Annotated in this window: 17 protein-coding genes; 9 read left to right on the top strand and 8 right to left on the bottom strand. The window is 55.9% G+C overall.

Features of this window, described 5'->3' with window-relative positions; all coding sequences use genetic code 11:
* Positions 1–81 precede the first annotated feature (81 nt).
* Positions 82–840, bottom strand: coding sequence for an alpha/beta hydrolase (locus QTO30_RS00450; RefSeq protein ID WP_340421741.1), 759 nt, complete (start codon positions 838–840; stop codon positions 82–84).
* A gap of 91 nt (positions 841–931) precedes the next feature.
* Between QTO30_RS00450 and QTO30_RS00445 the strand changes: the two genes are divergently transcribed.
* Both QTO30_RS00445 and QTO30_RS00440 read left to right on the top strand, forming a co-directional pair.
* Positions 932–1,675 carry an ArsR/SmtB family transcription factor gene (locus tag QTO30_RS00445; protein ID WP_340421739.1) on the top strand — a complete coding sequence of 248 codons (744 nt, stop codon included), beginning with the start codon at positions 932–934 and terminating at the stop codon, positions 1,673–1,675.
* An 11-nt stretch (positions 1,676–1,686) separates the two neighbouring features.
* The gene (locus tag QTO30_RS00440) at positions 1,687–2,118 is read left to right on the top strand and encodes an MAPEG family protein (RefSeq protein ID WP_340421737.1); all 432 of its coding nucleotides are present in this window, start codon (positions 1,687–1,689) and stop codon (positions 2,116–2,118) included.
* Positions 2,119–2,182: 64 nt separating this feature from the next.
* On the opposite strand, the gene QTO30_RS00435 is transcribed toward QTO30_RS00440, so the two are convergent.
* Positions 2,183–2,428, bottom strand: a complete 246-nt coding sequence (locus QTO30_RS00435) for a hypothetical protein (RefSeq protein WP_340421735.1) — start codon at positions 2,426–2,428, stop codon at positions 2,183–2,185.
* A gap of 210 nt (positions 2,429–2,638) precedes the next feature.
* Here QTO30_RS00435 and thrS point away from each other — a divergent pair, with 210 nt between their 5' ends.
* The 5 genes from thrS (at position 2,639) to QTO30_RS00410 (ending at position 7,311) form a co-directional block, all read left to right on the top strand.
* Positions 2,639–4,585, top strand: a complete 1,947-nt coding sequence (gene thrS, locus QTO30_RS00430; RefSeq protein WP_340421733.1) for a threonine--tRNA ligase — start codon at positions 2,639–2,641, stop codon at positions 4,583–4,585.
* 238 nt (positions 4,586–4,823) lie between these two features.
* Positions 4,824–5,126 carry a BufA1 family periplasmic bufferin-type metallophore gene (locus tag QTO30_RS00425; protein WP_340421731.1) on the top strand — a complete coding sequence of 101 codons (303 nt, stop codon included), beginning with the start codon at positions 4,824–4,826 and terminating at the stop codon, positions 5,124–5,126.
* A gap of 63 nt (positions 5,127–5,189) precedes the next feature.
* Positions 5,190–6,044, top strand: a complete 855-nt coding sequence (bufB, locus tag QTO30_RS00420) for an MNIO family bufferin maturase (protein ID WP_340421730.1) — start codon at positions 5,190–5,192, stop codon at positions 6,042–6,044.
* Entirely contained in the window at positions 6,041–6,778 is a 738-nt protein-coding gene (locus tag QTO30_RS00415; RefSeq protein WP_340421729.1) for an HvfC/BufC N-terminal domain-containing protein, read from the top strand. Before bufB ends, QTO30_RS00415 begins: the two co-directional genes overlap by 4 nt.
* 11 nt (positions 6,779–6,789) lie before the next feature.
* Positions 6,790–7,311 carry a DoxX family protein gene (locus tag QTO30_RS00410; protein WP_340421728.1) on the top strand — a complete coding sequence of 174 codons (522 nt, stop codon included), beginning with the start codon at positions 6,790–6,792 and terminating at the stop codon, positions 7,309–7,311.
* Positions 7,312–7,322: 11 nt separating this feature from the next.
* Here the strand turns inward: QTO30_RS00410 and QTO30_RS00405 are convergent, their stop codons facing one another.
* On the bottom strand, positions 7,323–7,691 hold the full coding sequence (locus QTO30_RS00405; RefSeq protein WP_340421726.1) for a hypothetical protein: 369 nt from the start codon (positions 7,689–7,691) through the stop codon (positions 7,323–7,325).
* Positions 7,692–7,736: 45 nt separating this feature from the next.
* On the bottom strand, positions 7,737–8,066 hold the full coding sequence (locus QTO30_RS00400) for an arsenate reductase family protein (protein WP_340421725.1): 330 nt from the start codon (positions 8,064–8,066) through the stop codon (positions 7,737–7,739).
* Positions 8,067–8,242: 176 nt separating this feature from the next.
* On the opposite strand from QTO30_RS00400, the gene QTO30_RS00395 reads away from it, so the two are divergent.
* Positions 8,243–8,452 (top strand): cold-shock protein, encoded by a 210-nt coding sequence (locus tag QTO30_RS00395; RefSeq protein ID WP_340421724.1) that lies wholly within the window; start codon positions 8,243–8,245, stop codon positions 8,450–8,452.
* Between the two features lie 45 nt (positions 8,453–8,497).
* On the opposite strand, the gene QTO30_RS00390 is transcribed toward QTO30_RS00395, so the two are convergent.
* Positions 8,498–9,490 carry a hypothetical protein gene (locus QTO30_RS00390; protein ID WP_340421723.1) on the bottom strand — a complete coding sequence of 331 codons (993 nt, stop codon included), beginning with the start codon at positions 9,488–9,490 and terminating at the stop codon, positions 8,498–8,500.
* Between the two features lie 196 nt (positions 9,491–9,686).
* The gene (locus QTO30_RS00385; protein ID WP_340421722.1) at positions 9,687–9,884 is read right to left on the bottom strand and encodes a hypothetical protein; all 198 of its coding nucleotides are present in this window, start codon (positions 9,882–9,884) and stop codon (positions 9,687–9,689) included.
* Here QTO30_RS00385 and QTO30_RS00380 point away from each other — a divergent pair.
* Positions 9,883–10,161, top strand: a complete 279-nt coding sequence (locus QTO30_RS00380; RefSeq protein ID WP_340421721.1) for a hypothetical protein — start codon at positions 9,883–9,885, stop codon at positions 10,159–10,161. The genes QTO30_RS00385 and QTO30_RS00380 overlap by 2 nt on opposite strands.
* Positions 10,162–10,301: 140 nt before the next feature.
* On the opposite strand, the gene QTO30_RS00375 is transcribed toward QTO30_RS00380, so the two are convergent.
* The gene (locus tag QTO30_RS00375; RefSeq protein ID WP_340421720.1) at positions 10,302–11,348 is read right to left on the bottom strand and encodes a type I restriction endonuclease; all 1,047 of its coding nucleotides are present in this window, start codon (positions 11,346–11,348) and stop codon (positions 10,302–10,304) included.
* 133 nt (positions 11,349–11,481) lie between these two features.
* Complete coding sequence (thyX, locus tag QTO30_RS00370) at positions 11,482–12,396, bottom strand: FAD-dependent thymidylate synthase (RefSeq protein WP_340421718.1); 915 nt, start codon at positions 12,394–12,396, stop codon at positions 11,482–11,484.
* Positions 12,397–12,559: the final 163 nt, after the last annotated feature.

Genomic DNA, 12,559 nt, shown 5'->3' with positions numbered 1-12,559 from the left:
TGTCCCCTCCCAAGGATTTTGCGCACCCTAAGCAGAGCGTCTGTGCATCCCAAAGCGGAACGTTACGTAGAATGGGGGATTTCACCCGTCCGCCGCGCGCAAGACATCGGCGACAGAGGCTACAATCAAGTCCAGGCAGGCTTCATCTGAAAAGCGATGGTCGGCCCCATCCACCAGCGTGAGCCGCATATCGGGGCTGTCGGCATGTTCCAATAGACGCAGCGCCACGGACATTTTCACATCGGCATCCGCCGTGCCCTGCAAAGACCGCACCGGGAAAGGCAGCGGCAGCGCGTCACGCAGCACCAATCGGTTGCGACCTTCTTCGATCAGGTGCCGGGTGATGATGTAGGGTTCGCCGTATTCTGATGGCAACGCCACCTGCCCTGCCATCAGCTCCTGTTTTTGCGCATCTGAAAAACCGGCCCACATGCTGTCTTCGGTAAAGTCCGGCGCAGCGGCGATGGTTAACATCCCCCCGACACGCTCAGGCATCGCACGGGCCACCAGTAGCGAAATCCAACCGCCCATGCTGGAACCAACCAAGATCACCTTGCCTGCCAGCAACCCAATGGCCGCACAAGCGTCTTCAAACCAGTCGCCAATGCAGCCATCTGTAAATGCCTCGCTGCTTTCGCCATGACCGGAATAGTCGAACCGCAGAAAAGCGCGCCCCGAATCGCGCGCCCATTTTTCCAGATGTACGGCCTTTGTGCCGCCCATATCGGATTTGAAACCGCCCAGAAAGACGATCGCGGGGCCGGTCCCATCGGTCAAATGGTAGGCAATGCGGCGCCCTTGCGGCGTGACAAAAGACGGGGTTTCACTATTGTTTTCCATACACTTACAGCATCACACCCTGTGATCCGCTGCAAGTATTTTTATGTTACCCTATTGTCACGTGACTATTTAGTAACCTATAAGGTTTCCCATGGATGCGATTTTCAAAGCCCTCAACGACCCCGCACGGCGCGACCTGCTTGACAGTTTGCGCCAGCGCGATGGCCAATCCCTTAGCGACCTTGAAGAGGTGCTGGAGATGTCCCGTTTTGGGGTGATGAAGCATTTGAAGGTCTTGGAAGAGGCCAATCTGATCGTCACCCGCAAGGATGGTCGGTTCAAATACCACTACCTGAATGCCCTGCCCTTGCAGGACGTGATGGACAGATGGGCCGCCCCTTTTTTGCAACGCCAGGCGCGCGCGGTGACTGAATTGAAAGCGAAGCTAGAGAGAGACACGAATATGGGAAAACCCGATTTCATGATGCAAACATTTATCCGCTGCAGTCAGGACGCCCTGTGGGCGGCCCTGACCGAGGCCGACCAGATGGCAGCCTATCACTTTGCCTGCAATGTGGTGGAAGGCAACGCAACGGTTGGCGAGAACACAGCGTTCATTCGCCCCGATGGCAGTTCAATGCTTAACCAGACCACCACTGCCATGGACCCCAAAAGTCGGATCGCCATGACGTTTGAGCCCCTTTTTATGGGACCTGACGCACCGGCAAGCCACATGGTCTATCTGATCGAGCCTCAGGGCGAACAATGCAAGTTGACGATTGAGCATTACGATATGGCCCCCGGTCAGGAAGGCTTCGCCGAAGGCTGGGCGCGTCTGGCGTCATCGCTCAAAAGCTATCTGGAAACCGGTACCGCCCTCAAAGCGGCGATGTAAGGAGAAGACCGATGGAAAGCTTCCCAACAGAACTCGGCATACTGACGTGCCTTGCCATCCTCGCGGCTTCGCTGTGGATCCCGTATATTGTCGGTGCCGCCTCGGCCCCCGAGGAATCGCTGCCCGCTGACGCACCTGACGGGTTCATCCGCATCGCCAATCCACGCTTGCACCGCCCATGGGTGCAGCGCGCCTACCGTGCGCATTTGAACCTTCTGGAACAGCTGGTGCCCTTCGCGTTGCTGGTGTTTCTTGTTGACCGCGTCGACGGATTCACTGCGCTGACCTATTGGACCGCCATTGCCTTCTTTTGGCTGCGTGTCGCACATGCGGTTGGGTATATCACCGGCAAAGCGGCTTTCCCGCTGCGCCCCATCATCTTTACCGCCGGTTGGGTCTGCTGCCTGATCATGGCCTATGCGGTATTCGCAGCCCGGTTCTGAAAACAAAAATGCACACAGCTCTCCCGCGCTGTGTGCATCCCATGTCGTTCAAAACTGCGTCGTCTTAGCCGCCGATATAGACCGCCTTCTTGGGGCGGTAAAAGATCTTCTGGTCGTGCAAACGCCCGAGTAATTCTTCGTTTTGTCGCTGGTCCTGCTCCACCACACGAATTGATTCCAGATGGGCGGGGTTATCGTCCCGCAAAGCCAATCGCATGCCTGACAACTCGCGCCCACGCGCCCGCAGCGCTTCTTCTATCAGGTCCACATCATTGATGCTCAGGTCGAACTGGCGGTTGTAGCTTGGCATGCAGATATCCCCATATCTTGATTTCTTATCGGAAACTTGTGTCGCTTTTAACCGTCTACATGTCGCAGTCAACGTATATCTGGGTATACCGGTGCGCACGCTTCTCTGCGGCCTCTTGACCATTTCAGTTCAGAGGTTCAGTAAGCGCCCACACATAACCCGCAACCGGGCGTTTCGTAGGCGCCAAACAGACGAGGAGCTAGGCCTGCGATGGCACAGATTTCCCTTACTTTTCCCGATGGTAACAGCCGCTCTTATGAGGCCGGTGTAACGGCGGCCGATGTGGCCGCTGATATTTCATCCAGCCTGCGCAAGAAGGCTATCAGTGCAACGGTGGCTGGCCAGCACTGGGACCTGCAATGGCCCATTGAGGCGAATAGCAGCATCGCCATCAATACCATGAAGGACGAAGAAACCGCGCTTGAACTGGTGCGCCATGACCTTGCGCATATCATGGCGCGTGCGGTGCAAGAGATTTGGCCTGAGACACAGGTCACTATTGGCCCGGTTATCAAGGACGGCTGGTACTATGACTTTGACCGCAAAGAACCGTTTACGCCCGAAGACCTCGGCCTCATCGAAAAGAAGATGAAAGAGATCATCAACAAGCGCGAGCCTGTGCGCACCGAGATTTGGGAACGTGATGTTGCGATCCAATACTACAAAGACCGCGGCGAGCCCTATAAGGTCGAGTTGATCGAAAGCATCCCCGGCGATGAACCGCTGCGCATGTATTGGCATGGCGACTGGCAGGACCTGTGCCGAGGGCCGCATTTGCAGCACACCGGCCAAGTCCCTGCCGATGGTTTCAAACTGATGTCCATCGCTGGTGCCTATTGGCGTGGGGACAGCGACCGCGCGATGTTGCAGCGAATTTACGGCACCGCCTTTACCAATAAGGAAGGGCTGAAAGCGCACCTGCATATGCTGGAGGAAGCTGGCAAACGCGACCACCGCAAGCTGGGTCGCGAGATGGACCTGTTTCATATGCAGGAAGAGGCCCCCGGTCAGGTGTTCTGGCACCCCAACGGCTGGAACATCTACACGTCGCTGATGGACTACATGCGCCGCCGTCAAAACAGTGATGGCTATCAAGAGGTGAACTCACCCGAGGTCATTGACCGCAAATTGTGGGAGGCTTCGGGCCACTGGGACAAGTATCAAGAGAATATGTTCATCGTCGAAGTCGACGAGGATCATGCGCGTGAAAAAGCGATTAACGCGCTGAAACCGATGAACTGTCCGGGCCATGTGCAAGTCTACAATCATGGTTTGCGAAGCTACCGTGATTTACCTCTGCGCTATGCAGAGTTTGGGGCTTGTCATCGTTATGAGCCCTCCGGCGCGCTGCACGGTATCATGCGTGTGCGCGGCTTTACCCAAGACGACGGGCACATCTTTTGCACCATGGATCAGATCGAAGCGGAGTCGAAAAAGTTCATCGCATTCCTTGCCCAGACCTATGCCGACCTTGGCTTTCACAACTGGACCGTCAAACTATCGACACGGCCCGAAAAGCGTATTGGCAGCGATGAGACCTGGGATGTTCTGGAAGCGGCCCTGGGGGCAGCATGTAATGCGGCGGGCTATAACTATGACCTGCTGCCGGGCGAAGGTGCGTTCTACGGTCCAAAGCTGGAGTTCACGCTGACTGATGCTATAGGCCGGACATGGCAATGCGGCACCTTACAGGTAGATACCAACATGCCCGAACGGCTGGGAAGCAAATACATTGGGCCCGATGGCGAAAAGCACACGCCTGTTATGCTGCATCGCGCCTGCTTGGGTTCATTCGAGCGCTTCATCGGTATTCTGATCGAAGAGCACGCAGGCAAGTTGCCGTTCTGGCTCGCCCCACGCCAAGTGGTTGTGGCCACGATTGTGTCGGATGCAGATGACTATGCGATGGAAGTGGTGGATGCCCTGAAGGCGGCTGGCGTGCGGGCCGAGGCTGATCTGCGAAACGAGAAGATCAACTTCAAGGTCCGCGAGCATTCGGTCGGCAAAGTTCCTGTGATTCTGGCCCTCGGGGCGCGTGAAGTCGAAGAGAAGACCGTGACCGCCCGCCGTCTGGGCGAAAACAAAACTTCTGTAACATCTCTGGCTGAAATTGTTGCAGAGCTGGGTACGTCGGCCACTCCGCCAGACCTTTTGTAACATTCCAGCGCTGGAAGTTGTAACAAACCCGCCGATGTAAAAATCGGCGGGTTCCTTGTTTTATATGGCAAAAACGATCTGCGGCACCCAGTCGCAGGCAAAGACACGCTCACATAACCTCACGCGACTGCGATGCACGGGCCTGTGAATGGCACATGAACATCCACCACGGTTAGTCTTTGGGCATCGCCGGAACACGGTGACGATCAAACCTGACCAAAACTCAAAGGAAACTTCGATGTCCAACGCAACTAAAACTCTCGTCCTCGCATCTGCTGTTGCATCCGCTGTTGCAGGCCTGTCCACAACAGCCGCTGCTGAAGGCGACGTAAAGTGCTTCGGCGTGTCTCTCGCAGGCGCAAACGACTGTGCAGCTGGCCCAGGCACGACATGTGCAGGCACATCCACTGTTGACTACCAAGGCAACGCATGGACACTTGTTCCTGCGGGCACATGCGAAACAATGGAACTGCCAGCAATGGCTGACGGCTCTGAGCGCATGGGTTCTTTGGAAGCCCTTGACCGCGACCTGCCAGCATAAGCTGATTTATGGTAAGGTGGGTTATGATCCACCTTGCCAACCCTCTTTCCAAAGGCTTCCGACATGCTTGACGCGACACAAAATCCTTCTCTGCCCGCGCGTCCCGGTGTTGGATACAAAGCACAGCACTATAGCGATATCATGGAAAACCCCGGCCCCTTGGGCTGGCTGGAAATCCATGCCGAGAATTACATGGGCGATGGCGGCCGACCGCTTGCCCAGCTACGTCACCTTTCTGAACGTTTTCCCATTTCGGTACATGGCGTTGGCCTGTCGATTGGCGGCGAAGGCGATCTGGACGCCGACCACCTTGCCCGCCTCAAGCATCTGATCGGCTGGCTGAATCCCGCGAGTTTCTCTGAACACTTGGCCTGGTCGACCCATGACAGCCATTTCTTCAACGACTTGCTGCCGCTGCCCTATACCCCCAAAACGCTGGCCCGTGTCGCCGCGCACATCGACCAGGTGCAAGAGACCGTCGGACGCCGCATGCTGCTGGAGAACCCGTCCAGCTACCTCGCTTTTGCAGAAAGCACGATGTCTGAAACAGATTTCCTGCGTGAATTGACCCAGCGCACAGGCTGTGGCCTGTTGCTGGACGTGAACAACGTCTTTGTCAGTGCGACAAACCTCAAAACCTCGCCTCAAGCCTATATTGATGCCTTCCCGCTGGACGCTGTGGGTGAAATCCACCTTGGTGGCCATGATGAAGATGAAGACGAAACTGGCGCGCCCCTTCTGATCGACAGCCACGGCAAGGCGGTGGTTGATCCGGTTTGGGCGCTGCTTGACTATACTCTCGCAAAATCCGGACCCAAGCCCCTGCTGATTGAGTGGGACACAGATGTGCCTGAATGGCCCGTTCTGGCTGACGAGATCGAGCGCGCCGATAAGGCCCTCGTGCTGATCACGTCATGACTGTCACCCAAGCCGCATTTCGAACCGCGATGCTGGACCCGGCTGCTCCGGTGCCCAACGGCATCGTAAACCCCGATGGGGCCGCCGCCAGCAAGCGCTTTGACGTCTACCGCAACAATGTCGCGGTCAGCCTGTCCGACGCGCTCGAAGCTGCTTTCCCGGTTGTGCGCAAATTGGTTGGCGATGAATTCTTCCGCGCTATGGCTGGTGTCTATCTGCGCAAACATCCCCCGAAGACGCCGCTGATGATGTTTTACGGCGATGCGATGCCGCAGTTTCTGGGACGCTTTGAGCCAACCAAGAAGATCGGTTACCTGCCTGATATCGCGCGGATCGAGCTTGCCATGCGCCATGCCTATCATGCCGAAGATGCAAAACCTGTAGATGTGCAGGCGCTGGGTGCTCTTGCACCTGACGCCCTCATGGGGGCCAAGCTGCGCATTGCACCTGCGACCCAGACGGTCGTATCGGATTTTCCGGTGCATGCGATCTATCTGGCCAACACCCGCGCTGACGCGCCGAAACCGGTCATGCAGCCTGAGGCCGCATTGATCACCCGCGCTGGGTTTGACCCGCAAATCCACCTGATCAATGCTGCTGCCGCGACCTGTATTGAGGCCCTCAAAAAGGGGCAATCACTAGGACAGGCGATGGCGACTGCCGATGACACCCTTGATCTGGGTGCTGTGCTTGGGCTGCTTCTGGCCCAAGGTGCCGTGACTGAAATCTACTGAAAGGCCATCCTATGACCACCTCTCCTATTGCCCAGATGGCCGCCCCCATCAACCGTGCTGGCGACGAAGTGTTGCCGATCCTCGCCCGCCTTGTCTTTGCCGGGGTGCTGTTCATGTACTACTGGAACTCTGGCCTGACCAAGCTGGGCGATGGGATCTTTGGCATCCTGCAACCGTCCTCGGGCGCTTATGTGCAGATTTTTCCAAAAGCGATGGAAGCCGTCGGTTATGACACGTCGCAGCTGACAGTCTTTCACTGGGCCGTTGTCACCGGCGGCACAATTGCAGAGTTCGTGCTGCCCATCCTGATCGTGATCGGCCTGTTCACCCGCCTCGCCGCATTTGGCATGATTGGCTTTATCGTCGTGCAATCCCTGACAGACCTTTACGGACATGGCGGCGTCGCACACGAAGGCACACTCGGTGCCTGGTTTGACCGTTTCTCAGACGCGCTGATCCTAGACCAACGCGCGTTCTGGGTGCTGTGCCTGCTGATCCTTGTGTTCAAAGGCGCTAAGCACAATTTCAATTGATCGCGGCCTGTTCAGAAATGCGCCTTAGGCTCATCTGGCTTGCCGGCGGCAATCCCTAGGATGCCGCCCAGGGCCACAAAGCCGATCGGGAACATTGTGCCCACGTTGAAGCCAAAAGCGGCATAAAAACAGGCCGCACTCAGCAGCATCAGGATACCGCCCCAGAGCGCACGGGCTTTGGCCATTGCCCCACCGGCAATGGCCAGCAATGGTGCAATAAAGCTGGCAAATCGGATGAAACCGGGGTTTTCAAGCAAGCCAAAAACCTCGCCCACTTCTGCATGGCGTTCGGACAATTCAGCGTATCCATAGCCAAACAAACCAACGATAATGCCGATCAGGCCACCGATCACTCCCAACATACTTGCGGCGTTGCGCATGGGTCTTCTCCTTACTGCTCAGCCTCACACATAAGCAGTCAGGCGTCAGTCGCCAAGGTATTTGGCCTGAACGTCCGCTTTCCAGCCAAGCGTCCATTGATCGTCTGCTTCAATCACAGGGCGTTTCATCAAAGTGGGATGCGCCGCCAGAAGGGTTGCCGGATCAGCCGTCTTTTCCGCATCGCTGAGCCCGCGCCATGTTGTCGAGGCGCGATTGATTGACGCATCTCCGAAAGCCGCAATGATTGCCGCGCGATCTGCGTCAGAAACACCGTCTGCACGGACATCGATCACCGTCGGCGCATGTCCCGCAGCAGCCAAAGTTTTCAACGCTTTACGGCAGGTATCGCAAGATTTTAGGCCAAAAAAACGCATTGTGCCTCCTTTTTGATCAGCTGTTGTCCAGATATCGCCAATGCGACGACGTGTCATTTGCCTTTTTCATAAATCAGTCAATTCTTAGGGCATGAAGGCCAAGGGAAGTCCGCATGTCGCGGGGCCCAAGACCTGCCCAGCCCTACGGGGTGCGATCAAGTGAAGGAGAGCGGACAATGCCAAACGGCACCGTAAAGTGGTTCAACACGACAAAAGGCTATGGTTTCATCGCCCCGGACGACGGTGGCTCAGACATTTTTGTGCATATCTCTGCGGTTGAGCAGTCTGGCCTGACAGGTCTTGCTGACGACCAGAAAGTGACCTTCGATCTGATTGAAGGCCGCGATGGCCGCCAGATGGCAGGCAATATCGCTAAGGTTGAGTAAGGGGTATCCTCTCCGATTCTATTGCAGGCCCGTACCGGCCTGCTTTTAGCGGTTGTTTTTTTGCATCCGGCTGCGGATCAATTCCATGACGTCTTCGGACTGCATGGGCCGTTCGGGTGGTTGCGTCGAAGACATCGTTTCCAGATGGGCATCCATCGACATATCGAAGGCATTTTGCTGATCTGCAACCTCTTCGGCCTGGTTCATATAGGCCAATACGCCACCCGCACTTTGTAGGCTGAACACCCAGCAATAGATGAGCAGACACAGGCCAAGAAAGACCCAGGTTTCCGTACCAAGCAGGGTTACCGCGTCAATGCTCGGGTTTGCTTCCAGTGTAGCCAAAGCGGTCATCATGCTGTCGCCAAACCCCAAAAGCAAGCAGATTGCCACGGCGATGGGTACGGTGAAGGCCGAGAGGATATAAGATATCGCCGTCAGGATCAGCAGCGATATGAACTCGCTGCCAAAACCGTAGAACGGTGTATGGGCGCGCCCACCGGGGTCCATCCCGATAGAAGCCCCCGCAAAGGGCATCAACAAAGCTGCCCGCAGCGCGATGATCAAAACACCACCAACCCACAAGAGCGACAGCGTGATGGCCGGGCTGACGGACATCAATTGCTCAAGCAGCACCGTTTCATCCAGTGTTGTGAACTGCATCAGATCGGCAAACGTCATGGGTGTTGCCATGAAATAGACCCCGGCAGAGATGGCAACGATCAGCAAGATGCAAAACGCCTCGAACAACCCATAGCCCACCGCGGGAAGCATCAGACCGAAGTAGGAATTGCGCACGCTGGATTGCTTGGCCTGCAACCCGAGACGCGATCCGACAATGACCGGCAAGACACTGGCTGCCACACCAAAAGAAGCTGCAATAATGACCGCAATAAGTGGTGATATCAGCGCCGTAATAAAAATGAAAATCGCAGCAATGAACCCAAAAATAATGATCGCAAGGATCATGAAGGGAAACACCAGCACCAACCGCCACAAGACGTTGAGTGAAAACGGAATGGCACGCAAAAGGGTCACGGGGAAATGCTCCGACAGGACTGTTTGTGCTGATTATGCCCGCTGTGCAGGCCATATGGAATGGTTTTATGTGCCAGCACAAAAGAGGTGTGGCTTTGCTGCGTCGGAAAACTGTGGGGCGGTATGCGGCCCGCACGGCTGGCTGATATCAGCACACACGGGCGTAGGCGCTTGTGCCGGATAGCACCGCGATATGTCAGGCCGCCAAAACCTCTGCCCGCCGCGCGACAAACAATTGCTGTACAAAGCGGTTAGCCATTGGGGCATCGCGGCGGATGACACTACGGCGGTCGACCTCAATCGTCAGACGGTCGATCAGGTCGGGCGGGATATCCGAGAAACGGGATGTGTCCCGCGGGGTGATGGATGTGGTGTTGGTCTTGGAAGTCGGCATGAGAACCTCCGATGAATGGGCAGCTGCGATACTGCTAGCGCAAACAGCTTGTGCTTGGCGAGGGGAACCCCACGTCGCTTTTCCCCCGATGACGTTGGGCTATCTGGGGGCGGGCCGTTTCCGAAATGATCCGGGGGATCATTTCAGGCCCAACGGGCAGAGCACCGGCTGCGCATTCAATCTGCGCCCGACGGAAGGGCAGCGCCCGGACCTCGGGGTGGGTGCACTGACAGCTATGATATGCGCAGTTGCGGCATCACTTGCGCGGATCGTGTAGATTGCGGCGTTGCAAAAGCGCCCTCCCCATGGGGGAGGGTTCGCGCCGTTTTGGAAAAGGTCCAGTGGACCTTTTCAGGCGAGAACGGGCGGAGCCCCGGCCCGGGCGCTGCCCGGCGATGCCGGGCCGAGCCTATCAATTCACGCCTTGTCGTACTTCTGTGCTGTCGCCTTCAATCGATCTTTAAAGTCGAGCATATCGTCCAAGTCGGAAATCGGAACTCGATCTTCGCTTTCCCCATCAAAGAGTCCCACGTAGTACTGGCTACGGTTGAAGTGCAATCTAGCCAAGGGCTTGCGATTATTATTATCAAGAAGTACGGCACAGTATGATCTTGCGTCTCTTATTGCCACACGATTGCTATCAACAGATCCCCGTAACAGTGACTTAACGATAAGGTGTCCCTCAATCTCATCTTCAGTGGTGATGATTTCTGGCTCTGATTGATCTTCTTCCTCTGCCTCCGCCTCTGGATCTTCCAATGCCGTATTCAACCGAGAGCGTACTCTTTCTCTCACGATCTCGCGAAACGCAGCCTTCGTGGCCGTTCCGATCATTTCTCTTACTGCGGTTGAACTGCGTCCATCATAAACCATCCCCACGATCAGCCGAACAAACTCCTCTGGCGGGTTTGTCATGAATTCGTCGAGAATGGGCTTGATGGCAGCGACATACTTCAGTCGCTCTGCCTGCGCTAGGATGTTTTCGACGCTGAAATTTGCTTTTGCAAATTTGGCAAGCTCATCAAGCGCTGCATCGTTGTGATCAGAGATGTCAAACGTGAAGAAAGGCCGCTTGTCTAGCCTGTGAGGTTCTTTGAGATCGGTGTAGAATTGATATACACGCCCGTTTGTTAGAATGGCGAACCTAGCATTGGTTACGGTGAAATACCGATAAAGCTGTGAAAGATGTTTTTCGTTGAGAGTTGTGTTTAAACTCTTACATTCGACGAGGATTGATATATCTCCCCCCTGCTGTATCGCATAGTCGACCTTTTCGCCTTTCTTACCGATCGTGTCCGCCGTGAATTCAGGAATGACTTCCGCCGGATTGAAGACATCGTAACCAAGGGATTGAAAAAAGGGCAGCACGATCGAAGTCTTTACCGCCTCTTCTGTACTGATTGTCTCACCGTGGTTTGCTATCCTACTTGCAAGATTCGAGATCGCGTCTGAGAGAACACTCATGTCTTTACACCTTCAAAGTTTACAACAATTCAATCCTAACGAGTAAGCCTAACATTCTTGACATTTATGTGGCCACGCTTTTCGGCGCGCCCGTCTTTCACTTGAAACGCTCCACCAGAGCGTTTCATCCCTGCTACGCAGGGTCGTTCAAGACCCCCTCAAACTCCCGCCATTCCCCCTTGCTCATCCCAGAGGTCTCTTGCGTGACCTCTTCACCTTTGAGCATACGCCGCACGCAGTCAATCGCCTTAGACGAGAGTGTGGCGCCGCCCATGCGGTAGTCTTCGAACGCGCCATAGGCTGCTGGCACCCAGTCGGCGACGACTCTGCAGATTTCCTCTGCATAGACCCGGATTTCATATTGGGCGTGGCTGTCGGCCCGCAGGCGCAGGAAGTGGAAGAGGTTGTGCAGATCAACCTTCCAGTACCATTGGGTGTAGACGTTTGCGGGCAGGTTCATCCGCGCCAGTTCGCGGGCGAGGCCTTGTTGGCCGTCGTCCGAGATCATTTCCGCGTAGTGGTCGTAGCAGCGCGCGGCGTCGCCTTTGAGGTATTCCAGCACGCGGGCGGCCTCATCCCCGGTCAGTGCCTCGCCCCTGCCCTGATTGTTGATCACCGATTGGGCGGCGAGTTTATCCGGCTCGGGGATGTAGAATTCACGGTCGAGGATTGAGTAGCGCGCGGAGTATTCGTTGACGTTCGCCGTACGGTGCCGGATCCATTGCCGCGCCACAAAGACGGGCAGTTTGACGTGCAGTTTGATCTCGCACATCTCAAACGGGGTCGAGTGCCAGTGGCGCATCAGGTAGCGGATCAGCCCTTCATCGTTTTGCACCGATTTGGTACCTTTGCCGTAGGAGACGCGCGCCGCCTGACAGATCGCAGCATCATCGCCCATATAGTCGATGACCCGGATGAAACCGTGATCCAGCACGTCGTAGGCTTTGTAAAGATGCCCCTCCATCCCTTCGGCCACCGCCCTTAGCGTGGGTTTCGGGGTGCTGCGCAGCGCGTCAATTTCCGCCTGTTGGTCTGGGGTGATGGGCATTCGTGTCTCCGGCAATAACGGGGGATGAGTCGTATCGATTGCCTGCCACTATAGAAAATGGATGACAACGACAAAACCCGAAAGCCACACCAGAAAGAATTGGGTTTTCTTGGCTTGCGCTGCCTTCGCAATAATCAATAGTGCAACCAGAAGTGCGTATGTT

Source organism: Yoonia sp. GPGPB17, from assembly GCF_037892195.1.
In the GTDB taxonomy this organism is placed as follows: Bacteria; Pseudomonadota; Alphaproteobacteria; order Rhodobacterales; family Rhodobacteraceae; genus Yoonia.
This window is presented reverse-complemented; position numbering and strand designations above follow the sequence as displayed.

Excerpts from the sequence above, each read along its gene's own strand:
- QTO30_RS00445 (WP_340421739.1), top strand. The coding sequence starts at position 932 with ATGGATGCGATTTTCAAAGCCCTCAACGACCCCGCACGGCGCGACCTG.
- QTO30_RS00405 (WP_340421726.1), bottom strand. The coding sequence starts at position 7,691 with ATGCGCAACGCCGCAAGTATGTTGGGAGTGATCGGTGGCCTGATCGGC.
- bufB (WP_340421730.1), top strand. The coding sequence starts at position 5,190 with ATGCTTGACGCGACACAAAATCCTTCTCTGCCCGCGCGTCCCGGTGTT.
- QTO30_RS00375 (WP_340421720.1), bottom strand. The coding sequence starts at position 11,348 with ATGAGTGTTCTCTCAGACGCGATCTCGAATCTTGCAAGTAGGATAGCA.
- QTO30_RS00450 (WP_340421741.1), bottom strand. The coding sequence starts at position 840 with ATGGAAAACAATAGTGAAACCCCGTCTTTTGTCACGCCGCAAGGGCGC.
- QTO30_RS00415 (WP_340421729.1), top strand. The coding sequence starts at position 6,041 with ATGACTGTCACCCAAGCCGCATTTCGAACCGCGATGCTGGACCCGGCT.
- QTO30_RS00410 (WP_340421728.1), top strand. The coding sequence starts at position 6,790 with ATGACCACCTCTCCTATTGCCCAGATGGCCGCCCCCATCAACCGTGCT.
- QTO30_RS00385 (WP_340421722.1), bottom strand. The coding sequence starts at position 9,884 with ATGCCGACTTCCAAGACCAACACCACATCCATCACCCCGCGGGACACA.
- thyX (WP_340421718.1), bottom strand. The coding sequence starts at position 12,396 with ATGCCCATCACCCCAGACCAACAGGCGGAAATTGACGCGCTGCGCAGC.
- QTO30_RS00440 (WP_340421737.1), top strand. The coding sequence starts at position 1,687 with ATGGAAAGCTTCCCAACAGAACTCGGCATACTGACGTGCCTTGCCATC.
- QTO30_RS00400 (WP_340421725.1), bottom strand. The coding sequence starts at position 8,066 with ATGCGTTTTTTTGGCCTAAAATCTTGCGATACCTGCCGTAAAGCGTTG.
- QTO30_RS00435 (WP_340421735.1), bottom strand. The coding sequence starts at position 2,428 with ATGCCAAGCTACAACCGCCAGTTCGACCTGAGCATCAATGATGTGGAC.
- thrS (WP_340421733.1), top strand. The coding sequence starts at position 2,639 with ATGGCACAGATTTCCCTTACTTTTCCCGATGGTAACAGCCGCTCTTAT.
- QTO30_RS00380 (WP_340421721.1), top strand. The coding sequence starts at position 9,883 with ATGAGAACCTCCGATGAATGGGCAGCTGCGATACTGCTAGCGCAAACA.
- QTO30_RS00395 (WP_340421724.1), top strand. The coding sequence starts at position 8,243 with ATGCCAAACGGCACCGTAAAGTGGTTCAACACGACAAAAGGCTATGGT.
- QTO30_RS00425 (WP_340421731.1), top strand. The coding sequence starts at position 4,824 with ATGTCCAACGCAACTAAAACTCTCGTCCTCGCATCTGCTGTTGCATCC.